Raw genomic sequence first — 24,402 nt, 5'->3', positions numbered from 1 at the left:
TCAATTTTGGTGATAAAGCAATGGGTTTTCTTGATAACTTGATTGTAAGGTTTGGCTTGTAAAACCTACTTTTGCAAGGAAGATATAAATAAGAATTGTGCGATTGTAAAAGTGTTTATTACGCTTTCGCGAAAGCTTAAAAATAATACAGTATGTCAGTAGAAAAAGTAAAATGCCTTATCATAGGTTCAGGACCAGCGGGATATACCGCAGCAATATATGCAGCACGTGCAAATATGGCACCAGTGCTATACCAAGGGCAACAGCCAGGTGGCCAACTTACAACTACAAATGAAGTAGAGAATTTCCCTGGGTATGTAGATGGTGTTACTGGACCAGAAATGATGGTGCAGTTAATGAAACAAGCACAACGTTTTGATACGGACGTGCGTGACGGATGGGTGACTAAAGTAGATTTTTCTGGGGACGTGCATAAAGCTTGGATCAACGGAGAAAAGGAAATACATGCAGAATCAATCATCATCTCTACAGGTGCAAGTGCAAAATATTTAGGATTACCTTCTGAGCAGAAGTATCTTAAAATGGGTGGAGGTGTATCTGCCTGTGCTGTTTGTGATGGATTCTTTTATAGAGGTCAAGAAGTAGTAATTGTAGGTGCTGGAGATAGCGCTTGTGAGGAAGCACACTACCTTTCTAAATTATGTAAAAAAGTAACGATGCTAGTGCGTCGTGATGAGTTCCGTGCTTCTAAGATTATGGCTGCTCGTGTTAAGAAAACAGAGAATATTGAAATCCTTTTCAACACAGAAACTGTTGAGGTATTAGGTGACGATGTAGGAGTGACAGGAGCAAGAGTAAAAAATAATGTTACTGGTGAAGAGCATGATATCCCAGCAACAGGGTTTTTTGTAGCGATAGGGCACAAGCCTAACACAGATATATTTAAAGAATATTTAAAGTTAGATGAGACTGGATATATTATCAATACACCAGGAACTTCTAAAACGAACGTACCAGGAGTATTTGTATCTGGAGATGCAGCAGATCACGTGTACCGTCAAGCAATCACCGCTGCCGGAACAGGATGTATGGCAGCCCTAGACGCAGAGCGATACCTAGCGTCAAAAGACGAGCTTCCACAAGATGAGCCAGGAGTAGGTTCTACTTATGTGGATGAAGTTCCAGCAGCACGTCAGTAAAGGACATACCTTATATAGAATTTAAAAACGACAGCTAGAGCTGTCTTTTTTTTGCTTGTGATTCTTTGCAGGCATCTCCCTGACTCCCTCTTCAAAGAGGGACACTGTTGTGATTTAAGGCTTTGTATTTTGCGAAGCAAAATACAAAGCCCTCTGAGTGTTCCCCTCTTCGAAGAGGGGCTGGGGGAGACGTTTTTTATCACTTACTTAATTCGTCGAAGTGAAATTCAAAGAGTAATATTATCATGAATTACTTACGACTTCAAAAATCTTATTTTTGAAACTTATCAAATCAAATCAAATCAAATCAAATCAATTCAAATGGATTCTTTACACACCTCATATTTCAATGATAAAAGTGTTGAGCAAATAATTGATTATTTAGTCAAGAAGAAAATGACGGTTGATGAATTAAAAATTCGTTTGAAGTTTTCTAATGCTCATACAATTGATGATGAAAAACTCATTCAAAAATTATCATTTGCAGAGAAAAGAATGAATGAACCCTTAGAATTATCGTTGAAGTTATTCTATCTATTTTTCCCATTTGGTATTGTAAATTTTCTTTCTAATGAAGATGATAACTATAAACGTTTCTCTCAGCTCGGATATATTAAGAAAATTAGGAGCTATAATATTATTTCGCTTTTTGGTGTGCTTCTCTATACAATAGGAGGTTTACTTCTATATATGTACTTCTCAAAATAACTACCTCCAAGAGATTAAATTCGTTTATTATTCTTGCAGGCATCTCCCTGACTCCCTCTTCAAAGAGGGACACTGTTGTGGTTTAAGACTTTCTATTTTGCGAAGCAAAATAAAAAGTATCGTGAGTATTCCCCTCTTCGAAGAGGGGTTAGGGGAGATGTTTTTAAAATCATTTCTCCAACCCCTTCTCAAGCGCCTTTTTTATCCCTTCTAGGTTTTCAGTAAACTCCATCATTTGAGAGAGTACTTGTGCCATCTCGTTCTTATTACCAAATCCTTTGAGTTTATTATTCTTTACAAAGGTTTCTTTCATCGTGTCCCAGCGCTGTTGCTGCGTTTCATCTAGCGAATTGATGAGCTCACGATATTTTAACAAGTTGGCTTCTGCGCTTGAAGTGAGAGTTTGTGACTCACTTTCATAATGCGATAAGAGCAAGGTCGCAAGCTCAGTATCGTTCATAATAGGAACTACTTTGGCTACCAGTTTATTCATATCACGGTATGATCCCTGTAACTTAAAAGAAGGCTCTGTACGATAGGCATCTTCTTGCGCAGCACTGCGTATGTATTCTGCATTTACCTTGAGTACTGTGTTACGTATGGTGATGACCTTCTCTAGTACTTTTGTATAATCTGCCACTTCTTGCGCGGTGTGATTTCCTTTGAGCTGACTGTCCTGGGTTGCATTTTCTATGCGGTCTATTAAGGTATACACATCTTCAAAATGACTACTACTCAACTGCTGCAATAGCGGATTTGCAGTGAGCGAATTCTCAATAAGACTGAGCTTAAACAGATGTTCCGTATCGCCTATGATGTCTCCCAGGTTATAAATGTCTGCCCTGTTTGCAAGCATATCTGGTATGCGGAATTTCTCTCCACTCTCCGTATATGGGTTACCTGCCATAATCACGCAGAATTTCTTACTGCGCAGATCATAAGTTTTCGACTTACCATTATATACACCTTCAATCTTACGTGTACCATCAGATAGCGATATGAATTTTTGTAAAAACTCAGGATTACAGTGTTGGATATCGTCTAGATATAGCATCACATTATTCCCCATTTCAAAAGCCACGTTCAGCTTTTTAAGTTCTTCACGAGCGGCGCTATTTGTGGCACTTTCTGGATCTACAGAGGTTACTTCGTGACCTATCGCAGGGCCATTTATTTTTACAAAAACGAGTCCTAGACGGTTTGCTATATATTCCATCAGGGTAGTTTTACCATACCCAGGAGGCGAGATAAGTAGCAACATACCCATACGGTCGGTACGTTTATTATCGCCCACGGTTCCTAATTGCTTTGCAAGGTTATCACCAAACAATGGGAAATACACTTGGTCAATCAGCTTATTACGTATAAAGGACGTAAGTACTCTTGGTTTAAATTCGTCCAGTTTTAAAGCTTCTTTTAACTCTTCAGTAACCGTGTGTTTTGCTTTCTTAAATGTTTCAAATGCGGGTACTTGCTTTGTTACAAATAAGTTGAGCCTTGCCGTAAAGTCGTGGTAGTTAAAGTTGAAGACCCCTTCGGTTATTGTGCTATGATCACCGCTTAAGCCAGTGATTTTCTCATTTGGAGAAGCTGCTTTTGTTTTTAAAACCGACTCATCTTCAAAGAGTAGTAAACACACCACTTCATCTACGTAGCGCACATCGGTAAGACTTTCTTGGGTGCGTACAAATGCGGTCACCCACTGTTTTACGAGCTGTACTTTCCCTTTTAAGCTAGGGAGGGACTCATAACTTTTCTTAAACTTAAGGTCTGCTTGTTGTTGTTTTAACGCTTTCGCGAAAGCGTCTTTCAATCGCACAGCAACGCTACTGCGCACAAAATCTGTGTCTTCTTGTAATTCGTCAAAAATGTACTTTGCTATAGTTTGACTCAAATCTGGTGAGAAAAGGGATTCCGCTTTCGCGAAAGCGTGTATCTCCTCACTTAACGTCTCAACGATAAATTGGTATTCCTTTGCATCTGGAAAAAACTGCAACACCTCTCCCGAAGCCTTGATCGTTTGATCTAGTGTTTTTTTAGTGCTATCTTCAATACTGTTCCAGAAATACTGAGCGTACGCCCTAATTTCTGGTGCGTAGGTGAGTAGCCCTAGCTCGTTGTGTTTATGTACGAGTACCTTTAAAATTTTTGAAGCATCTACATCGTGTACCCCTTTTACATAGCCCTCTGCATAGTCATTGCGGCTTTCCTCTTGCACTATCGCAAGTAGCGCGTCATCACCAGCCTCTAGTAGCGTGTGCTTGTCTAGTTTATTAAATAATTTGTAAGCTAGGTAGGCACTGCGATACACCTCGCTAGTTTCTGAAACAAACTCCTGATTCCAAATATGGCGAGAAGCGAGAAGCGTTTCATTTGAGAGTTCTTGGTAAAAATCTGTTCCCGTAAGGTGATAGTTAAGCGCGCTATCTTTGAGAACAATAGTGAGGTCAAGCGGTTGCTTGTTTATACCAAATTTATGCTTACCAAGTCGTATCACCGTATCTCCATCTTCATAGAGATCTAGTTTGTCTTTGAGCTTGCGCAATGCATCTTCACGGGCTGTTTTAAGTCCAGTCTCGATCTCTTCTGCCTTTCCAGTATCTTCTTGCTCCTTAAGTTGCTGTACGATATCGCGCACCTTATTGATCATAAGATCTGCGGCAAAATATCCGTTTATTTCCGAAGCCGTTTTAAAGCTTTCGGCTTTTTTACGTACACCTTTTAAGATACGTTCTGCGGCATTTTTTAATGCCATCGCCTTTTTATTGCGCTTTTCTACAAGGGCATTTTTACGAGCTTCAAAAGCTCCGTACACTTCCTCGCGCTTTTCAATAATAAGCGTGATAAACTCATCCCAATCTGCAAACTTCCCTTCTAGCTCTTCTAGTTGGATAGAGATTTTAGTCTGGAACTCATCACACTTTTCTGGCGTGGTGGCAATATCTAGGTAGTTTATGATACTTTGATCAATTAACTTAAGTTGAGCGGCAAAATCTGCTTGCGCCTCTGCACTTCCTAGTGATTTTTTCTTATTCTTAATCCCAGCCTTCAACTGATTGATAGTCGCAAAAATGAGCGAGATATCATCAATAATTTTAGTAGAGTGGGAGGTGTCTTCTATATCAAGATTAGATATGATATCGATAAGCAATTCAAGATCTGTCGCAATCTGATTTACTTCCTCTTCAAGCTTTTTGGCTTCGATCACTTTCTTGATCTTTTCCATTGCGCCTTTCTTCTCAGCTACCGCTTCATGATAAGGTTTTAAAGCTTTGTCGTCTAGTAAGAACTGTACACACTTCTCTGAGATCTTTTGGGTCTGTACCGCGATTTCTTCCTCTAACGTTTTCACGAAAGTGGGATCTACATAGCGTATGTCATTAAGAGATATGGTCTCGCCACGCAACGAGCGTAACTGTGTGAGCAACGCCACAAAATCATTAATAGATTTAAAAGAAGTACTTTTTATTTTGCCAAAAATCTCATCAGCCTTTTTCTGAATCTCTTGCGTTTGCTTTGCAGCATTACGCTTAAGTTGGACTACTTTTTCAAATTCATCGATTGCTGCATTTGCAGCTCCGTTTATCTCAGTAAGTGGTATGTTAAGCTGTTGCGTTTCTGGCTCTGGAAGCCAGTAATAGGCGTCAAGAATATCTTTAGAAAACTTGGCTAGATCACTATATAATCCATCGTAATTATCCTCCTTGTTGAGTAGCGTGACAAGGCCGTTAACCTCTGCCATCGCTTTTACGATATCTTTATTTCCTATTTTATACAGTAGTGTGTCCTCATGTTGAGAAGGCATATAATCACCCTTTAAAAATGGGGTTTGCCAGATCTGTATGACGTGATGCTTGCTCTGCTCATTTTCAGTTTTAAAATAGCTGAGTTCGCCATTTTTTAATACGGTAAATCCATTACAGATAATCGGAGTTTTAATTTCTTGAGTAATCACATTGTATGACATCAAGTTGTAAAGTCCTGCCTCTGGGGAATAAAAAACATACAAGAAATCCTCTCCGTTAGGCGAGCTGATTTTCTCTTGAAATTTTACATTTGGGATTGCATTATCAAAGATGTTATACTCTCCTGTTTGCAAGTAATAACCTGTTGGGAAAATAATACCCTGATCATCTGGAAGTAATACACAAGTATCTTTTACACTTTGTATTTTTTGAACTTGCTTGAGTTTGTGATTATAGACAAAATAACGAGCTTCCTCTTGAAAAGGTTTGATCTCAAGCGCCAGTAAATTACCAAGGTCTGCATAACGGTATTGCCCGTCATCAAGTGTCTGGTCGATGTGCTCCACAGGTTCGTCAAGGATTCCTTTTCCTTCTTCTGTATTGTCCTCTATTTTAATAGTAAGATCACCACCTATGGTTTCTACAAAAACCTTGTCAAGTATAGAAACGTGTGCGTGCACACCATAACGATGCATATCGCGCGTAGCTTCTAGCCATTTAAAATCATGTTGTTTTGGAAACTTGTATTCGTGTTCACTACGATTATCTACGTATTTTAAGGTGTCATCGCTTATAAGCCATTTAAATGTTTTAATATCTGTAACACTATCACTTAGCTGAAACACCATGTAAAGGTAATTCCCGATGATGGCAAACTTTGAGAAAATAGTATTACGGTAGTACTTGTATAAATTTGCAAAATCAAGAAGAAAAATATCATCTTCTAGTAATGTTAGTGGCCTTGGCTCAAAACGATTGTCTTTGAACTCATAGGCACTAAAAACATCACTAAGGTGAATGTCTGTGCGCAATCCAAAATGCACATTATATCCAAAAAGGCATAGATTATTGAGAGAAACGATGTCACGAGCAATACAGTTATTCTCTGTATTGATACGGTCATTTGCAATGAGCTTTGTCTCAAGAGAGCCAAAGACATCTTTACGTTCCTCATTCAGTTTTTGAAGGCGTTCTTGGAGATCGATTTTCTGCTTTTGCAGTCTACCTTGTATGATCTCATAAGTACCGCCGTCTAGTGACTGTGATGCTTTAGGTTGTGTATCTGGAGTTTCGTTTGCCATAGATGTTGGAAACTGTGCGTTGATTTAATGATTGACTTATAGGTAGTATAGTTCCACAGAAAATGGAGGTTTACGCTTTCGCGAAAGCGTAAAAAAAACAGCGGGCAACAGTTTACAATCTCACGACTGCAAACTGTTACTGCTTTATTATAATTATCTCAACTTCTTATCAGATAACCCAAGTCCCTTTGCAAGGTTAGATAGGTTGCTGAATAAGGTTTGCTCATCATTATCTGAAGACTTAGATTTTAAGTCCATCAAAAGATTTGCGATGGTCACATTCTTAAGATCCTCAGAAGAGATGCCGTACTTACCTGCAAATTCTTTTACTTTTTCAAGCAAGTTTCCCTTTACATCATCACTACCTAAAATGGCATCTTTTACCTCATGCACGGTGTCAGAATGCTTCACTAGTCTGTCGTATCCTTTGGCCTTTGTAATTTGCCCGATAATCTGGTCAAAGAACATGGTCTCACCACCTACAATATCAATGTTTGCGGCTTTAAGTGCATCACCAATAACTTGTGCTTGAGCATCTGCAATATCTTTCTGGATATTGATTTCAGCAAGGTCAACTTGAAGTTCTTTATCAAGACGTAGTTTAAACTCTTCGTGGTCTTTACCTACACCGTCAAGTTTCTTCATTGCATTGGCTTTCTCTTCGATTCCCGCAGCATCTGCAAGAGCTTTCTCTTTGATTACATCTGCCTCTGCAAGTCCGTCTTGGCGTTTTGCTTCTGCTTTTGCTTGAATTCCGGCTGCTTCTGCAAGTGCCTTCTTCTCAATGATAGTCGCTTCTACAATACCTTGACGCTCGTTTGCATCTGCCTTAGCGTGCATTACTTGCGCCTCAGACATACCTACGGTTGCTTCTTCCTTAGCTTGTGCTTCGGCAAGAATCTTACGTGCATCTGCTTCTTTTTCACTTGCTTCTTTATGTGCAAGCGCTTCGATATTAATTTCTTCAGCTTTTTGCTTAGCAGCTTCTTTAGATGCCTCAGCAGCTTTGATAGTTTTAATCAAATCTTCTTGAGCAGCACTCTCAGCATTTGTGATGGTAACTTGTTTGTTACGATCTGCAGTTTTGAAAGCCTCAATATCTTTCATATTTTCCTGCTCTTCAACCACTCCTTTTTCAAGAACTACGCGGTCTCTTATCACATCTTGAATGTTCTTTTTCTCAACTTCTACTACTTTCTCTTTTTCAATCTGAGCGAGTGTAACTACGCGTTCTCTTTCGGTTGCTTCTAGTAAACGATCTTTTTCTACACGTTCAGTTTCTACAGCCTCGGTACGTTGCTTGTTCTTTTCGGCAACTATAATCTGGCGTTGCATATTTTCTTCGGCAACTTTTACTTTTTCTTCGGTTGCGATACGAGCTGTTTCAGACTTGAGGCGCTCTTCTTCTGCTACCTTTAAAGTTTCGGCACCTTCACGAGATTTTATGTTGGCAATCTCACGGAGTTGTTGTTCTTCTTTTTCAGCAAGTTGTTTGTCTAGTTCAAGGATTGCTTCACGAGCTTCTACATCTTGCTTGCGGATGGTTTTTTCCTCATCACGCTTAATCAAGTTAGATTGCACGTTTTGTGCAGCAGTAAGGTCTGTGATCTTCTTAATACCTTCTGCATCAAGAATATTATCTGCTTTTAAATAAGAAACAGACGTTTGCTCAAGATAATCGATTGCACAATCTTCTAGTGTATAACCATTAAGATCTGTACCGATGATATCTACAATCTCATCACGAAACTCACGACGGGATTCATATAACTGTATAAAGTCAAATTTCTTACCTACGGTTTTAAGTGCTTCAGAGAATTTTGCTTCAAAAAGATCCTCAAGTGTTTCTTGACGTGAAGCTCTTTCTACACCAATCGTTTGTGCCACTTTTTTGATGTACTCAACTTCGTTATTAACACGAACAAAGAATGCCACTTTAATATCTGCACGCATGTTATCCTTACAGATAAGACCTTCGGTAGCGAGACGCTCAATTTGGATTTTCTTTACCGAAACGTCCATTACTTCTACACGGTGGAATACTGGAACTACATAAAGTCCCTTGTCTGTTGCAACTTTTGTTCCTCCAAATCCAGTACGGACCAAGGCTTGACCTTGATGTACTTTTTTGTAGAACATCGCGATGATTGCGAAATAAACGACAACGAGAAATAAGAGGATTCCTATTCCGGTAATTACAAACGATGGGATTGCATCCATAGAAACTGATTTTTTTGGTTTTGGTTAATTTTCTTTTAAATAATAATGATTGGTATCAGCATAGATTAATCTTTACTGACGTAGAAATAATTTTTATCTGTTGATTGTTTGATGATTAGGACGCTTTCGCGAAAGCGTAACTCAGAACCATCTAGTGATTTCACATAAATGCTCATCGTATTGCCATCTGCCTGAAGCTCTGCATTACCCATTTTATCTCCAGAAACTGTGGATAATAAAGTGGCTTGTCTACCAAGAAAATCTACTGCCTTGTCTCCATCTTTATTCAAATTCTTGAAGAATGACTTGAAAGGAGTCGTGATAATTTTATTAATAAATAGCGCAGGAATCATAAAAGCTAAGACGATAAGGTGCCCAAATGTATTCTCGTAACTTCCTGTAATAGATGTTACAATAAGGGAACAAAACCACCATATAAAGATCCAAAAAGTAAACGTAAACATAAATGGAAGTCCGACAAAATTGAAGTAAATCAAAACGACTTGCCACCATTTAAGAGGCTTACGTTTTCTATTTACAACGTGTGATCGATCTACCTCTGCATTTGCTACATCTGAGAAATCCATATTGCCGCCTTCGAGACCAGAATCCAGATCAATATCTGCATCTACGTCCACATCGATATCGATGTCTACATCTACATCTAGATCAAAGTCTACACCGCTGATCATTGTAAATATCCAATAGACAAGGAGTAGAGACAGTAGTATCGTTAACGTGATGTTTACTGGTGAAAATAAAATTTCGAAATAGTTATCCAATGGTTGGTGGTTTTAATGGTTCATAATCCAAAGTGCTAGTAACGCAATGCGGTGCGTGCTTATGCTTTGTCCTTGTCGAGACCTAGTTGTTCCTTAAGCTTTGCAAGTTCGTCGTCTACTTTTTCTTTGCTAGTATCTGCTGCAGCATTAATCTCGTCGTCTATGCTTTTATTTGCATTTGCAATATCGCCATAAGCATCTGCAAGTGCTTCTTCTTGAGCTACTTTTTCCTTCATACGTTCTAGCATACTTACGGTTCCAGTGCTATCAAGAGCAGCCATTTGCTTGTTTACATTCTTAGTGGCAGAGCTTACTTTTACTCTTGCTTTAAGTGTTTTAAGCTCATTCTCCCAGTTGCCTATATTATCTTTTATAGTCTGGATAGTAGATTGCAGCTGGGCTACATTTCCTTCAAATTTTGTTGTGTCTTCACCAGCGCGATCTGCATGCGCTTGTGCTTCTTCCTTTTTGGCAAGCGCTTCTTTTGCTAGACGGTCTGCGTCTGTAGCTTCCATAGAACCTGCGTGTGCTTTCTTAAGAATGGTAATTGCTTTACCTTCATAATCTTTTGCTTTCTCTTGGTGCTCATCGCGCTCGTTTTTTGAGCGTATTGCCATGGCTTTTACTTGAGCCATTGCTTCTACACTTTTGGCAAGATCTTCTTTCATATCTCTTATGCCTTGCTCGGTCATTTTAATAGGATCTTCCATGTTATCTATAGAAGCATTTGCCTCTGCCTGGCCTATTTTAAAAAGTCTTTTAAATATGTTCATAACGTTGTGTTTTAGTATTTTGAAAATTCGATAATGTGATCTGAGTATTCACTCATTAATAAACTGAGCGAGTTTAAGCTTCCTTCTAGTTCGTTTAAATCTAGATTTTCTATTTGTAAGGTATCTCTAAATATTACTTTCTTACCTGTCTCATCTAGTACAAATGCTCCATGAATGATATCGCGGTTTTTTTGTAGCAGACTTTTAAAAATCTTTTCAGACTGATTATTTATGGTAAAAATAAACTGCTCTATGATTAAGATAGGAGGAGCGACGCCTAGAATGAGGTTTTTAATTCCTGAGTTTTCCTTTTGTACTACCATAATACCATCCTCGGTGTTTTCGGTGGTGATATTGAAGTTAAGTTCAAGTAGAAAATCTCGTGTTATGTTAAAGTGGTTCTTCATAAAGAGTGTTGATGTTGTATTCCAATGCGTTGGAAGGTTAATAATACGAAAACTTGTCTCTGTAAATACCCAATTGTTTATAACTGGCTCAGGATGTAAATAATTAAAGTGGTCATAATGATTGTTTTTTGATTGATGAATGTTTGATGATGCAATTACGCTTTCACGAAAAAGCTAAATAAATTAGCAAAATTGAATTCTTTTTGCTAAAATTGTTAGGTAAATATACAGATAAATTTACAATTTGCAAATAAAATTAGCAAAATATGTCATTTTTTGGAAAAAACATACGAAAGATTAGAACTGTCAAGACATTGAGTCAGCAGTCGTTTGCAGAGCTGTTTGACTTGAAAAGAGGGACGTTAGGAGCTTATGAGGAAGGTAGGAGTGAACCTAAAATAGATACTATTATTAAGATTGCTAATTATTTTAGCATACCTATCGATGACTTGCTAACAAAAGAGCTTACGGTAAATAGTTTACTCAAATTCAAAGCAAATCTTACAACAGATCATGATATCATCACAAAGCAAGCCTTTGCAAGTATTCCTTGCATAACGTCAAAAAATGCAAAAGAATATCTTCTCTATAATGATAAAGAAGCTTTTGTAAGTGATATGCAAGTATTACAGTTGCCTATCAATCCTGAAAAGGAGTTCAGAGCATTTACGGTGGATAATCTAGAGATGAGTAGTAATGACAAAGGACTCTTCCCTAAGGATATTGTAATAGGGGAGATGATACCGAAAGATGTTTATAAAAAGCTAAATAATGGTCATCTAGTGCTCGCTGTATTTGAAGATCAGCTCGTATTGAGGCGATGCTATCTTTCTGAAAATACCATAACACTGCGTGCAGATCATAAGAATATAGATGATCTTGAATTCCCTATCCAGGAAGTGAAAGAGCTGTGGCGCATACGCTATGTGTTTTATCATAGAGTGCCAGAACTTGCAGATGGACTTGAGGAAAAAATGGCAATGCTTCAAGCGCAATTCTTACAGATAAAAGGAGAATTATAAGTTTAGCGTGTATTTATAAAATAACAAAGGCTCGATGATATCGAGCCTTTGTTGTGTATTGATTTGATTGATGAGGTAGTATTTAATCTTTTGAACGTATGATACCTCCAGAATAACTTTCCTTTGGTTTGTCTACGTTTGCTGGCTTTCCATAATAATTTATGACACCACCTGATGATGCATCTGCTCGAAGATCTTGTGATGCATATACATCCATCACTCCTCCAGAAGAAGCATCTGCAATAGCAGATACAGATTTGAGCTTACTTATTCTTGCAACACCACCACTAGAAACAGATGCATCTACGCGATTTGCTGTTCCTGAGATGCGTACTACGCCACCGCTACTTACATTTGTCTCTACGTCATTTACAGTAACCTCAACACGTAATGTTCCTCCGGATGATGCGTCCAGATTTATTTCATCTCCAGTGAGCGCTTCTTTTGTAGTAAGACTAGCACCACTGTTTACACTCACTTCGGTAAGGTTTTCTGAGTAGGTTACAAAAACCTTTTTTGAGGTAGCATTTTTTATGTTATCCTCGCAGTATATTTTTAACTTTCCGTCTTTCACATAAATTTCAGCTGCATCTACTAGATTTTGATCGGCTTCAAGTATTACGCCATTTGTATTTCCTTTTTCTAAAAAGACTTCCCAGCCATTACCAGCAACTACTTCGTCAAAGTCTTCTGTGATGTTAAAATCTTCTGTAACTACATTTCCGTCGCCATTTATTTGCCCAAGGTTAATGTCAAACTGACAAGAGGTGACGAGTATTGCAGTAAGAAACCCAATAATAAATTTGATAAGTGTTGTCATGGTGGTTGGTTTTAGATTGATGAATAATTAATTGTTTTGATTGATGATGTAAACTTCTACAAAATTACTTTTCTTTAAAACTTTAAGCTACCCAGTTGTAGATTATGGGTGCTCAACTGTCTATTGATTTATTCTACTTCTAAAAGATCTTTTATTTCTCCGTTTTTGTTAAATGTCTGGATTTTAGGATTTCCTTTATCATCTACATAAATCATCATTTTAGGCGCTCCATCTGGTCCTGCAAGAAATAGCCCAGAACTATTACCTTTTGTTTTACCTATAAACAAACGATTTACGGGTCCTTCGTTTTCCATTAATTCATTTATTTTCTGCTTTCTCTCTTCATCATCTTCTATAGAGCGCAGCTTCATAAGCTTATTGTTGCGCTTCTCCATATTTGATCCAATGGGGTATTGGTTTATTGATATACCTCGTTTTATATAGGCTTTTCCATCTTTATAGTACTCGTCATTAAGGATTTGTACTACTTGGTCATCTTTGTAATTATCCATTGTAAAAGACATTCCGGAGGTTACTTTTCCATTTTTAATTTTTGTTTTATACACTAAGCCTCCACACTCATCACCTTCATTATTAAAGAATATAATTCCAGAAGGCCGCTCTCTTCTATCCATTTCTTTTCCATTCATTCTGCCAGAATGTTGTCTGTCTTCATTACTCAGCACCATTCTAGGTAGGTTATCCTCACCTATGACTGTTAATTTTTTTACAATAAGCTCGTCATACGATTTGTTATTGTCTTTTTTACTAAAACTACTAAGTGCAAATGCGGAAAATACTAATGCACTTACTACAGCGTAAGTAGTTAGAATGTTAATTTTTTTGTCAAGTTTTTGGGTGCTTTGATGGTTGGTCATTTTAGTTGATTTAATGATTGATGATTAGTAATTGGGAACAATTCTGCTTTCGCGAAAGCTTAACCTATGCCAATGTATTTTATGTGCGGCTGAGTTGTAGACATCACTAGTGCAGGCTTATTACACGAGTGATTTTCCAGCCATTTTCTGTTTTTTTAAATATGGTGATAAACTTACTAGGTTCAGAATAGCTGTCTTCCATAAGATTATGAAAACTGTGTTTCCCTAGAGCGATGGCTCCAAAATCCTTAATCTTATGCACTTCAAATGTATCTGGAGTAAGTATTCTTTCCACCTTGCCGCATATATTTGCCTTCATGGAGGTCATATACTCTTCCTTGCTTGTAGCGAGTCCTCCTTTATCATGGTAAAACTCTAAATCTTCTGATATGAGTGAAGCATGAGTCTCGAGGTCACACGTATTGTAGGACTCAAAAAGGGCAGCATCTGTAGCTAGAATCTCTTTGTAAAGATCACTGTCTTTAGAAACCTGTGCTACTCCAATTATAGGGAGTAGCAGCAGGATTGTAATAAAATTAGTGAGCTTGGACATTATCTCTTATTAATTAATCGAATTTCTATCAATTTGAGGAGTCGGTGGAGGCGTAGGAGAGTTTGGAGCTTGATTATTTGTCTCCCATGCTGGTGTATCTTCACCTTCTCTATAACTACGCTCTTCCCAAGCGTCATTATCATCAGACTGTTGCCAAGAATTATCATCATCATTGTCACGATCCTCAGGACAATTGCTGCATATAAGTTTGCCATTACCTACGGTAAGAAATTTTTCTTCATCACCATTATCTAGAATATCACGATACTGTCTGTCATTTCTATGGTAGGAGTAAGTATTCTCATCTGCGATGAGTGTAGCTCCTTCTGGGAGATACACAATAAACTCAACACTTGGTCTTACATGTCTATATTGTGCATCTCTTTCTCCAGTAAAAAAACCATCTATGGCTAGTTCGTTATCAGATAAGTCATAGTTGAGCATCATGGCTTCTGCTTGTTCCTTTGCAACGTCATATGATGATCCTTTCGTTCTTTTTACTGTTTGCACATATGCAAGACTGTCACGAGTAGATCGTACTATAAGACGCACATTTCTATACACAGCTACATCTTCTGTGTTGCTATTAATAAGCTGTACATATTGAGAAGACCTCCCAAAAGGGATATCAAAACGCTCGCTTCCTCTCATTTTGATACGTAGCGTATCGTTCTTTGTAATAGCTAGTGTCTCTGTAGTAGTCACCTTTGATGACTCGAGGTTAGAATACTGTATAGCCTGTTTTACAGAAAATACTCCAATGGTGATTGATGCGATAAGCCATAATCCTAATAGGCTTAGTTTTGCACTTAAAGGCATTGATTTTACATTAGAAGAAAGAATTTTTAATCCTAAGTAAAACAAGAAGAAAAATGGAATCCCAACTGCAAATAATACAAGTAGTAACATGAGCCATATAGGTAAACCTGTATCATTAGAAATCCACGGCATGTCTGCTAAGTTAGGAGTGAAAATATCTACCACTCCTCCAGTAAGTAGTGTGATTAATAATGAAATCACCACTGTAGCACCCGTGATTATTAATAGTACGCCCACAATTTTTGCAATGATTTTAAAGAAGAACATGATGATCTTTCCTAAAGTCCCAAAAACTCCTTGAGCTCCTGTTTTTACTTTATTACCGTACTTATCATAATCTACGTTTTTAACCGTGTCTGCAACATTTTCAAATCCTTCTTTTACTTTCTCTGTGATATTGTCAATGTTAACAGCCTTTCCCCGCATTGCGAGTTTATCTGCAGTAGATTGTGCTTCTGGTACAAATACCCATAACGCAAGATAAATAAGAGCTGTGCCACCAAGTGTAAACCAAGTAAGTGCAATTAGTAATACCCATCCTACACGAACCCACAAAGGATCAAGTCCCATGTAATGTGCCATACCACTAGATACACCACCTATGTATGCGTTATCTGTATCTCTAAAAAACCTTCGGTCTGAGATGCGCTTAGCTTGTTGTGTTTTACTTGAAGAGCGGCTAGATGATTTTTGAGAAGATGCTGTATCTTCAAAAATATCGTCATCTACCATGTAATCTTCTGGCTGTCCCATGATAGCGATAACCTCGTCAAGCTCCTTAGTGCTTATAACCTGGCGTTCGTCTTTAATACGTTCAGAAAAAAGTTCTGAGATACGCGCTTCTATGTCTGCTATGATTTCGTCTTCCCCTTGTACGCCTTCAAAAGAACGTTTGATGGCAGCAAGATATCTCTGTAATTTACCGTAAGCATCCTCATCTACGTGAAAGAAAACCCCTGCTAAATTTATGTTTACTGTCTTATTCATTTTGTTGCGGTTTTAGTGGTGGTTACTACCGTTACTGCGGTCTGTAACTCATCCCAAGTGGTTGAGAGTTCTTTTAAAAATATTTTACCTGTTTCGGTAAGTCCGTAATATTTACGTGGCGGCCCGCTGGTAGATTCTTCCCAGCGATAATTGAGCAAGCCTGCGTTTTTGAGTCGTGTAAGTAGTGGGTATATCGTTCCTTCCACCACCAGCAACTTAGCGTCTTTAAGTGTGCCTAAGATCTCTGCTACGTAGGCATCCTCGTCTTTTAATACAGAGAGGATACAATACTCTAGCACGCCCTTACGCATCTGCGCTTTGGTGTTTTCAATCTTCATAGATGTTCATTTTTTAAATGCATTAAACTGTTCGCTTTTGTCCCAATAACTTTCGGGAGATTGATTGATTGATTGATTGATTGATTGATGATTTTTCTTTTTTTACGCTTTCGCGAAAGCGTACCTCATATATTAAACTACCGTGTTATCCTCAATAGGTGATGAAGTCTCTTGAGTCTCTCTAGAATCTGAAACCGAAGCCGCAGAAATAAAGTTGATAGTAAGCGGGAATTTATAAATACCTCCTTGCGATGCCTTAACCGCTGCTGAAATCACCGTTATAATTTCTAAAAGAAAAATTCCCAATGCAAGAATGGCAACCACTATTGCGGTAATAAGAAACCCTCCCAAGTCTGCAAAATCACTCGGATCATTTATATAGCCATTTGTGAGTAAACTCTCGCTTCCATTACCTGCACTTATTGCGAAATAAATAAAGAATGGAATGCTAATGACAACTAAGGCAATGAGGTATAATAGAATACTTAATTGAAAATTGATTGCATCTCTACCATGCTTATCTATAAAAGCAGCATTCCTTTTTTGAGCGCTCCATAAAATGAGAGGTGCAATAAAATTTCCAAAAGGAAATAAGTATTTAGAGAATGTAGATAGGTGTATTAATGTACCTATATTTTTTTGATGTGTTGTAATGCTAGTTTCCATAGTCTATTAATGTCTTATGCAAATATATGTCTAAAAAAAGGTACTTTGTTACGCATAGTACTAAAAATTAACTTTTAATTAAGATTTAGGAGTCTGCTTACTTCAAGAGAAATAAATAACTAATGTCTTGTAAATGTGGTGATGTTGCGTATTACAGCTTGTTAAACTGTTCTTTTGTCTGAAAATTTTAGTTTGGAACTTTTTGAAATTTAACATTTTCATGAGCGTCTTAAATTTGCATCATTGAAACCAATTAAGGTTTTTTACAATTAGAAAGTCATGCAAATAAGACATATTTTTAAAACCCCTTTGTGTATAATAGCCATGTTGTTAACTCAATTAATGTGGTCTCAAGTAGGGGTTAATACTACAAATCCTACTACAATGCTGGATGTAAATGGTGATTTGCGCGTGCGCAGTACTACAGCAAGTTCATCTACAGATGATATACCTTTAGTGATAGACAGTGAGGGTAATGTGAAGAAGCAACTTAGTAGTTTGCTAGGTAACTTTAGAGGGAGGCTGCTTACAGATTTTGATTCTCGTCTGTCGATCAATACACCAAATGCTAATGGTATATATAAGATTAATACAATGACAGAACTTATAGATGCGGGAGGAGATTTTGATATTGCCACTAGTAGTTTTACTGCACCTCTTACAGGAATCTATGAAGTTACAATTACGTTAACCATTTCAGGTTATTCTACAGCTAGCACTAATTATGTAGCAGGTTTAATGGATGATACAGGTTCTTGGATAATGAGATTTTCAATGCCTAGGGAAGAGGTGAATGGAACTGGAGCCGTGGGAAGTGCAAAAACATATACAGGTATTGCAGAGCTAACGGCAGGTAAGGTTTATGATTTTGGATTTGCATCAGGTGATTTTGTTCTTCTTGCTAATCCTGTGGGGTCCACAGGTACGGGTATAGGGAGTTACTTAAAAATACAGTTGATAGACAATTAAAGATTTATATATTCTTTCTTAAAAGGTTCTCATTTGGGAACCTTTTTTATTGCCTATTTTTGCTTCAAATAAGATATTATGTCATTCCCCTTACCTGGTAAATTCAACACGTTCACAATGTTTAAGCTTCCATCTGCGTGGCTTTCGGGAGTACGTGTAAAAAAACTTTCTCCTAACTCTTGTACAACTTCTGTAAAACACAGATGGATTAATCAGAATCCATTTAATAGTATGTTCTGGGCAGTACAAGGTATGGCGGCAGAGCTTGCTACGGGAGCTTTAGTAATTGCTCACATACAAGAAAGCGGTCAGAAAATATCAATGCTTGTAGCAAACAATAATGCAAGCTTCACAAAAAAAGCTACAGGTAGAATTAACTTTGTGTGTGATGATGGTCTAGCTATTAAAGAAGCTATAGCAAATGCTGTAGCTACTGGAGAAGGACAAACATGCTGGATGAAAGCTATAGGGACAAATAAAGATGGTGTGCAAGTATCTGAGTTTAACTTTGAGTGGACACTTTTAGTAAAGAAGCCTCGTAAATAATAAGTAACTTCGTTTTCAATAAGTTTTATCCATAAGTCTATCTGTCTCATGCGCTTTATGTAGAGACTAAAATCTAATCCATGAACTTTATCCTTTTTGACGGAAACGTACGCAATCAGCTCTTACCATTCACGTACACAAAACCTGTTGCAGACTTGCGTGTAGGTATTATGACCATACGTGAAAAGTGGGAGTTTGTGCTTGGCTCAACGACCTCAACTGTAACAGAAGAGTATCTTTCAGATAAGTGGCCCATGATAGAGCTTGAAGAAAATGTGATGATTAATGCATCCTATCTTCCTTCAGACAACTTAGCTGATATTATTAAAAATTTGTCATCAAAGCAAGTGTTGCTTGATGGGGAAGAAATAATCGCGTTTTCAGTACAAGAAGGTCAAGAAGTAGCTTTTGACACTTATGAGAGTATTGACTATACGGCTTCAGATATTTTAAGGATCGAGCATACCTGGGATATTTTTGCCAAAAATGGAGAAGCAATCACTAGAGATTTTGAGATGCTTACCGAGGATAGAGATTCTGAAGAGATACCAGCACACGTAATAGCGATAAATAAAGATCAGATATTTATAGAGGAAGGAGCTACGGTTCATTACTCACATCTCAATGCTACAGATGGGCCTATCTATATAGGTAAAGATGCAGAGATTATGGAGGGCGCACTCATACGTGGCCCTTTTGCAATCTGTGATCATGGAGCTGTAAAAATGGGAGCCAAAATTTATAGCGGCACAACCATAGGTCCTCATTGTAAAGTAGGCGGAGAGGTAAATAACTCCGTGCTTATGGGCTATTCAAGTAAAGGTCATGATGGTTTCTTAGGAAACAGTGTACTAGGAGAATGGTGTAATATAGGTGCAGATTCTAATAATTCTAACTTAAAGAATAACTACGCTCCTGTTAAGTTATGGGATTATGAAACAGGTCGCTTTGCAAATACGGGACTTCAGTTTTGTGGGTTGATGATGGGAGACCATTCTAAGTGTGGTATAAATACCATGTTTAATACTGGTACAATGGTAGGAGTGGCAACAAATATATTTGGAAGCGGATTTCCTCGCAATTTTGTTCCTTCTTTTTCTTGGGGAGGCGCTAGCGGCTTTGTGACACACAAGACCAATAAAGCTTACGAAACTGCAAAAATTGCCATGGCACGTCGTGATCTAGAACTTACAGAACAAGATGAAGCAATCCTTAATCATGTTTTTGAGGAGACAAAGCAATATCGTAGAGAGTAAGCTTGTCAATAATTTTAATGGCTATAAGGATTAAACGTATTTGTGAATATCAAATCCCAAGGAACTACAGCGAGTAGCAAGGTCAGTATTACAAACCCCAAAATGGTGAGGAAAATGATTTTATACAAACGCACTTTATTCTCATAGCGTATCCGCTTTCTTATTTCCATTAACTGATCAAAAGTTGCTTTTTTTGGGTCTACCCATTTCTCATTGGTACTCGAGACAAAAGATAGGTTTCCTACATTTCTCTTATTTTTAAGTAGATTTCTATTATTACGTATTACTTGATTTGCTGCAAGAGCTGCTCCACCGAATCCCATATCATTTTCATTTTGGTTACATAGATATGTAGCTTAATAAAAGTAAATGTTACAGTGTGAATGTTTTGTAGATTCCATGATAGCAGGCGTTAAGAGTTATGTCGTCTCAGAAAACTGCAGTAATATCATAGAGCGAGGATTATTGCGCTTTCGCGAAAGCGGACTTAAAAAATTAAAAATTAATCAGAGAATTTTTAATTTCTGAGGAGGATTAAGACATAGAAACTAGCAAAATACTAATTACTGCTAGTCCAATTCCAACCCAGTTTTTAGTTAGTAATTTTTCTTTAAAAAGTAGAATTCCAATAAAAGTGCTCACCATCACAATGGCTACATTATTTACTGTAAATAATGTAGAACTCTCAAAAGCCGAATCTCGAAGGGCCATCACAAGCATGACAATAGAAAAGTAATTAGGAATCCCAAGACAAATCCCGGCAATCATATTTTTAATCTCAAATTTAAATGTGCCTTTAATGACTTGATACATGATGACCAAAAAACCAATACAAGCAGCTGCTCCAAAAATAGTTGCGCCAAAGATGGGTACATCACTCTCATTTACATAAGCACCTTCTATAAATTTTATACTCGTGTCTATAGCTCCGCTGCCTAAAAACACAAGGATAGGGAAGATGAGGTTTTCTTTCTTTATAGCAATCCCATCTTTTGCTTTTATAGAAGCAAGATACACAGCGACAAGTGCCGTTAGAATCCCTGTAATCTTTAATATGCCTAGAGATTCTCTGTAATAGAGTACACCAAAAAGTATTGGGATAACCACACTCATTTTAGTAGCAACAGAGACTACTGAGAGTCCGCTGCGTTGTGTGGTTGCTGCCATTAAGTTAAAAACAAGAATAAATAATACTCCTAGCCCCGCCGATGCGTAAAACCAAGATTGCTCAGGAATTACAGCGATAGACGTGGGTCCGTCATACAACAATAGTCCGCAAGAACAGGCAATCACATAATTTACAATGATTGCGTGCAGGGTGTTTACATTAAACTTTGCAAAAAGTTTAAATACTACAAAGATGAAACTAGATGCAGCAATACTAAGAAGTAAGTAAATCAAATGCTTGAGTTTTTATAATAGTGTAGGGTGTCGTCTAGAATCGTGTCTGTTTTTTCTAATAGAAAATGCTGCGAGAGTTGAGGTGCTTTTGTGCCTTTAGAAAAGCTAGTGTTGCCTTTAAAAATACGTGCCTCATCCCAGAGATTTGCATCAATAAAATGTTGTAATGTCTGCGCGCCACCCTCTATAATTACAGATTGGATTCCTTTATCATAAAGTGTCTCACTTATGAGTTGAGAATCTGTTGATGCTATTACAAGTGTCTCAGCTTCCTGATTAAAAACGGTAAGGTTGTTATCTAGATTTCCTTTAGTATCAATAACAACTCGTATTGGGTTTTTACCTTCCCAATCTCGCGTGGTTAAGCTAGGATTGTCTTCTAGTACGGTTTTTCCGCCTACGAGAATTGCCATTTCCTCGCTGCGCCATTTATGAACGAGTTGTCTCGAGTAGGGATTTGTAATCCATACAGGTTGCTGAGCATCTCGTGTTTTTGGAGCGATAAAACCATCTGCTGTTTCTGCCCACTTTAGAATGACGTAAGGTCTCTTTTTCTCGTGATAGGTAAAGAAACGCTTGTTGATTTCTTGACATTCTTTTTCTTGAACACCCACGGTGACATCAACTCCAGCTTGTATTAATCTCTTAATACCAGCGCCTGCTACTTTGGCAAAAGGATCAATGGTTCCTATAACAACTTTTTTTATACCAGAAGCAACTACAAGATCTGCACATGGCGGTGTTTTCCCCCAGTGCGAGCAAGGTTCTAGAGATACATATAAGGTTGATTTTGCTATTAGTTCTGGAGTATTCGCTTTCGCGAAAGCGATACAATTCACCTCTGCGTGAGGCCCACCATAATCACTTGTATAACCTTCGGCTATAATCTTGTTGTTGTGCACGAGTACTGCACCCACAGATGGATTAGGCATGGCTACGGGAAGTCCATTTTTTGCTAGCGCAATACAGCGATTTATGTAGGTGTTATGTATCTTCACAGCACAAAAATAACCCTTTGTAAGTGATGGACAAACCAATCATTAGACCGATTAAAAAAGAAGACAATGCTCAAGTAGCGGCAGTGGTGAGAAAGGTACTTGTAGATCTAGGCGTTCCTAAGGTAGGGACTGCTTATGCAGATGCTGCTTTAGACACGATGTTTGAGCATTATAGCAGACCAAAAGCTGAGTATTTTGTGGTGGAGGACAACGGAATAATTATAGGGTGTGCAGGTGTTGCGCAACTAGATAATTATGATGGTAATGTGTGTGAGTTACAAAAAATGTATTTTCTAGAAGAGGCGAGAGGCCGCGGTATAGGGTCGCAAATGATGGATGCTTGTCTTAATCAAGCACGTGATTTTGGTTTTGATCAATGCTACCTTGAGACCATGCCTTATATGGAGGCGGCTCAGAAGTTATACAAGCGTACAGGTTTTAGATACATAGACGGCCCTATGGGTGATACAGGGCATTTTTCTTGCCCAGTGCATATGATAATTGATTTATGAATATAGACGAGTTTCGCATTGATTTCAGGCAGCAGCTCGCAGGTATGTACGAGCGAGAAGAGGTGGAAAACCTTTGCTTTCTTACCTTAGAACATGTGCTAAAAATGAATAGGGTAGAGGTTTCGCTTTCGCGAAAAATGGATATCTCCACATCTGCCCTTACACAATTGAATGATGTAACTGGTAGATTATCACGTAGCGAACCTATCCAATATATCGTAGGTACTACAGAATTTTACGGGATAGAATTTCAAGTAAATCCCGCTACCTTAATACCTCGACCAGAAACCGAAGAATTGGTTGATTGGATTATTACAGATAAAGCTGAGAGCTTTGTCAAGAGTGAGACGCAAGAAAAATTGAAAATTCTTGATATAGGAACTGGTTCTGGATGCATCGCAATCTCGCTAGCTAAATATATGTCAAAGGCGCATGTTGAGGCGATTGATATTTCTCAAGATGCACTTGCAACAGCGTATCAAAATGCAAAAAGGAACGAAGTAGATGTTACTTTTTACAATCAAGATGTGCTAGCTGTAGAGGAACTAGAGCACAAATATGATATTATCGTGAGTAATCCTCCTTATGTGCGTATGCTCGAGAAAAAGGAGATGAGAGATAATGTGCTTAGTAATGAACCAGATAGCGCGCTCTTTGTCTCAGATGATGACCCATTGATTTTTTATAGAAAAATAGGTGAGCTAGCTTTTGAAAGTCTTTCTGTAAATGGATTCTTATATTTTGAGATTAATGAATACTTAGGAAAAGAAATGATTGATCTTTTAAAAGTAATAGGCTTTGAGAATGTGGAGTTGCGAGAAGATATGTTTGGAAAAGATAGAATGATTAAAGCGAGTCGCTAGAGATTATTATAATTGAGAAATAAAGGGAAGCACTTTATGCTTGCTTAAAATTAAATAGCTATTATGAAATTAACATCACTATGCGTGTACTGCGGAAGCAGTGCAGGTACAGATCCAGAAATTATAAAGCAAGCTCAAATACTAGGTAAGACACTGGCTGAGCGAGATATTACGCTCATATACGGAGCTGCCAAAATTGGTATTATGGGCGCCGTGGCTCAAGGAGCTCTCGATTACAACGGTGAGGTAGTAGGTGTGATTCCAGAATTTTTAAAAATAAAGGAGGTTGTCCATACAGGACTTACGGAGCTTATCGTAAATGATACCATGCACGAGCGTAAGATGGAACTGCAAGAGCGTTCTGATGGATTTATTACATTGCCAGGAGGCTTTGGAACTATGGAAGAGCTTTTTGAAGTGCTGACCTGGAGCCAACTAGCATTACACCAAAAACCGGTGGGTATGCTTAATGTAAATGGCTTTTATGATGATCTTTTAAGTGCGCTTAGAAATATGGTAGATAAAGGATTTTTAAAGCAAGAAAATTACGATATCCTTCTTGTAGATACCACGGTAGAAGGGCTTCTTGATCAGATGGAGAATTTTAAGCCTATGGCAATGCCTAAGTGGTTAAAGGCTTCACTCGAATCTAAGAAGTAATAGAAGACCTTCTTTTT

23 protein-coding genes are annotated in these 24,402 nt (G+C 37.9%); 9 read left to right on the top strand and 14 right to left on the bottom strand.

Annotated features, from left to right (window positions below; genetic code table 11):
* The first annotated feature begins 152 nt into the window (after nt 1–152).
* Both trxB and KRODI_RS02260 read left to right on the top strand, forming a co-directional pair.
* Entirely contained in the window at nt 153–1,160 is a 1,008-nt protein-coding gene (gene trxB, locus KRODI_RS02265) for a thioredoxin-disulfide reductase (protein ID WP_013749949.1), read from the top strand.
* A 321-nt stretch (nt 1,161–1,481) separates the two neighbouring features.
* Nucleotides 1,482–1,868: a hypothetical protein gene (locus KRODI_RS02260; protein ID WP_013749948.1), complete on the top strand. Its 387-nt coding sequence runs from the start codon at nt 1,482–1,484 to the stop codon at nt 1,866–1,868.
* A gap of 169 nt (nt 1,869–2,037) precedes the next feature.
* Here the strand turns inward: KRODI_RS02260 and KRODI_RS02255 are convergent, their stop codons facing one another.
* The 5 genes from KRODI_RS02255 to KRODI_RS02235 form a co-directional block, all read right to left on the bottom strand.
* Nucleotides 2,038–6,915, bottom strand: a complete 4,878-nt coding sequence (locus KRODI_RS02255; RefSeq protein ID WP_013749947.1) for a DNA repair ATPase — start codon at nt 6,913–6,915, stop codon at nt 2,038–2,040.
* A 153-nt stretch (nt 6,916–7,068) separates the two neighbouring features.
* Nucleotides 7,069–9,135: an SPFH domain-containing protein gene (locus tag KRODI_RS02250; protein WP_013749946.1), complete on the bottom strand. Its 2,067-nt coding sequence runs from the start codon at nt 9,133–9,135 to the stop codon at nt 7,069–7,071.
* Nucleotides 9,136–9,200: 65 nt separating this feature from the next.
* Nucleotides 9,201–9,917, bottom strand: coding sequence for an OB-fold-containig protein (locus tag KRODI_RS02245; RefSeq protein ID WP_013749945.1), 717 nt, complete (start codon nt 9,915–9,917; stop codon nt 9,201–9,203).
* A 59-nt stretch (nt 9,918–9,976) separates the two neighbouring features.
* Nucleotides 9,977–10,690 carry a PspA/IM30 family protein gene (locus KRODI_RS02240; RefSeq protein ID WP_013749944.1) on the bottom strand — a complete coding sequence of 238 codons (714 nt, stop codon included), beginning with the start codon at nt 10,688–10,690 and terminating at the stop codon, nt 9,977–9,979.
* 11 nt (nt 10,691–10,701) lie between these two features.
* Complete coding sequence (locus tag KRODI_RS02235) at nt 10,702–11,097, bottom strand: molecular chaperone Tir (RefSeq protein WP_013749943.1); 396 nt, start codon at nt 11,095–11,097, stop codon at nt 10,702–10,704.
* Nucleotides 11,098–11,363: 266 nt separating this feature from the next.
* Here KRODI_RS02235 and KRODI_RS02230 point away from each other — a divergent pair, with 266 nt between their 5' ends.
* Nucleotides 11,364–12,119 (top strand): helix-turn-helix domain-containing protein, encoded by a 756-nt coding sequence (locus tag KRODI_RS02230; RefSeq protein ID WP_013749942.1) that lies wholly within the window; start codon nt 11,364–11,366, stop codon nt 12,117–12,119.
* 82 nt (nt 12,120–12,201) lie between these two features.
* Here the strand turns inward: KRODI_RS02230 and KRODI_RS02225 are convergent, their stop codons facing one another.
* From KRODI_RS02225 to KRODI_RS02200, 6 genes are all read right to left on the bottom strand, one after another.
* Nucleotides 12,202–12,939: a head GIN domain-containing protein gene (locus tag KRODI_RS02225; protein WP_013749941.1), complete on the bottom strand. Its 738-nt coding sequence runs from the start codon at nt 12,937–12,939 to the stop codon at nt 12,202–12,204.
* Nucleotides 12,940–13,067: 128 nt separating this feature from the next.
* Nucleotides 13,068–13,817: a hypothetical protein gene (locus KRODI_RS02220; protein ID WP_013749940.1), complete on the bottom strand. Its 750-nt coding sequence runs from the start codon at nt 13,815–13,817 to the stop codon at nt 13,068–13,070.
* Nucleotides 13,818–13,923: 106 nt separating this feature from the next.
* Complete coding sequence (locus KRODI_RS02215; RefSeq protein WP_013749939.1) at nt 13,924–14,370, bottom strand: nuclear transport factor 2 family protein; 447 nt, start codon at nt 14,368–14,370, stop codon at nt 13,924–13,926.
* Nucleotides 14,371–14,379: 9 nt separating this feature from the next.
* Complete coding sequence (locus KRODI_RS02210; protein WP_013749938.1) at nt 14,380–16,176, bottom strand: PspC domain-containing protein; 1,797 nt, start codon at nt 16,174–16,176, stop codon at nt 14,380–14,382.
* Nucleotides 16,173–16,514, bottom strand: a complete 342-nt coding sequence (locus KRODI_RS02205; RefSeq protein WP_013749937.1) for a PadR family transcriptional regulator — start codon at nt 16,512–16,514, stop codon at nt 16,173–16,175. The genes KRODI_RS02210 and KRODI_RS02205 overlap by 4 nt, the downstream gene beginning before the upstream one ends.
* Nucleotides 16,515–16,646: 132 nt before the next feature.
* A complete protein-coding gene (locus tag KRODI_RS02200) occupies nt 16,647–17,180 on the bottom strand; it encodes a DUF4870 domain-containing protein (protein WP_013749936.1) in 534 nt (177 codons plus the stop codon).
* A 342-nt stretch (nt 17,181–17,522) separates the two neighbouring features.
* Here KRODI_RS02200 and KRODI_RS02195 point away from each other — a divergent pair, with 342 nt between their 5' ends.
* The 3 genes from KRODI_RS02195 to KRODI_RS02185 all read left to right on the top strand — a co-directional run bounded on the left by KRODI_RS02195 (nt 17,523) and on the right by KRODI_RS02185 (nt 19,951).
* On the top strand, nt 17,523–18,149 hold the full coding sequence (locus KRODI_RS02195; protein WP_041295596.1) for a hypothetical protein: 627 nt from the start codon (nt 17,523–17,525) through the stop codon (nt 18,147–18,149).
* A gap of 78 nt (nt 18,150–18,227) precedes the next feature.
* On the top strand, nt 18,228–18,695 hold the full coding sequence (locus tag KRODI_RS02190; protein WP_013749934.1) for a DUF4442 domain-containing protein: 468 nt from the start codon (nt 18,228–18,230) through the stop codon (nt 18,693–18,695).
* 80 nt (nt 18,696–18,775) lie between these two features.
* The gene (locus KRODI_RS02185; RefSeq protein ID WP_013749933.1) at nt 18,776–19,951 is read left to right on the top strand and encodes a GlmU family protein; all 1,176 of its coding nucleotides are present in this window, start codon (nt 18,776–18,778) and stop codon (nt 19,949–19,951) included.
* Nucleotides 19,952–19,965: 14 nt separating this feature from the next.
* Here the strand turns inward: KRODI_RS02185 and KRODI_RS02180 are convergent, their stop codons facing one another.
* The 3 genes from KRODI_RS02180 to ribD all read right to left on the bottom strand — a co-directional run bounded on the left by KRODI_RS02180 (nt 19,966) and on the right by ribD (nt 22,350).
* On the bottom strand, nt 19,966–20,274 hold the full coding sequence (locus tag KRODI_RS02180) for a hypothetical protein (RefSeq protein WP_013749932.1): 309 nt from the start codon (nt 20,272–20,274) through the stop codon (nt 19,966–19,968).
* 211 nt (nt 20,275–20,485) lie between these two features.
* On the bottom strand, nt 20,486–21,352 hold the full coding sequence (locus KRODI_RS02175) for an EamA family transporter (RefSeq protein WP_013749931.1): 867 nt from the start codon (nt 21,350–21,352) through the stop codon (nt 20,486–20,488).
* Nucleotides 21,349–22,350 (bottom strand): bifunctional diaminohydroxyphosphoribosylaminopyrimidine deaminase/5-amino-6-(5-phosphoribosylamino)uracil reductase RibD, encoded by a 1,002-nt coding sequence (gene ribD / locus KRODI_RS02170; protein ID WP_013749930.1) that lies wholly within the window; start codon nt 22,348–22,350, stop codon nt 21,349–21,351. The genes KRODI_RS02175 and ribD overlap by 4 nt, the downstream gene beginning before the upstream one ends.
* Nucleotides 22,351–22,376: 26 nt before the next feature.
* Here ribD and KRODI_RS02165 point away from each other — a divergent pair, with 26 nt between their 5' ends.
* From KRODI_RS02165 to KRODI_RS15705, 3 genes are all read left to right on the top strand, one after another.
* On the top strand, nt 22,377–22,862 hold the full coding sequence (locus KRODI_RS02165) for a GNAT family N-acetyltransferase (protein WP_013749929.1): 486 nt from the start codon (nt 22,377–22,379) through the stop codon (nt 22,860–22,862).
* A complete protein-coding gene (prmC, locus tag KRODI_RS15710) occupies nt 22,859–23,725 on the top strand; it encodes a peptide chain release factor N(5)-glutamine methyltransferase (protein WP_013749928.1) in 867 nt (288 codons plus the stop codon). The genes KRODI_RS02165 and prmC overlap by 4 nt, the downstream gene beginning before the upstream one ends.
* A 63-nt stretch (nt 23,726–23,788) precedes the next feature.
* Complete coding sequence (locus KRODI_RS15705; RefSeq protein ID WP_013749927.1) at nt 23,789–24,385, top strand: TIGR00730 family Rossman fold protein; 597 nt, start codon at nt 23,789–23,791, stop codon at nt 24,383–24,385.
* Nucleotides 24,386–24,402 lie beyond the last annotated feature (17 nt).

Source organism: Dokdonia sp. 4H-3-7-5 (genome assembly GCF_000212355.1).
Classification (GTDB): domain Bacteria; phylum Bacteroidota; class Bacteroidia; order Flavobacteriales; family Flavobacteriaceae; genus Dokdonia.
The sequence above is the reverse complement of the archived record's forward strand: the minus strand, read 5'-3'. Positions and strand labels throughout refer to the sequence as shown.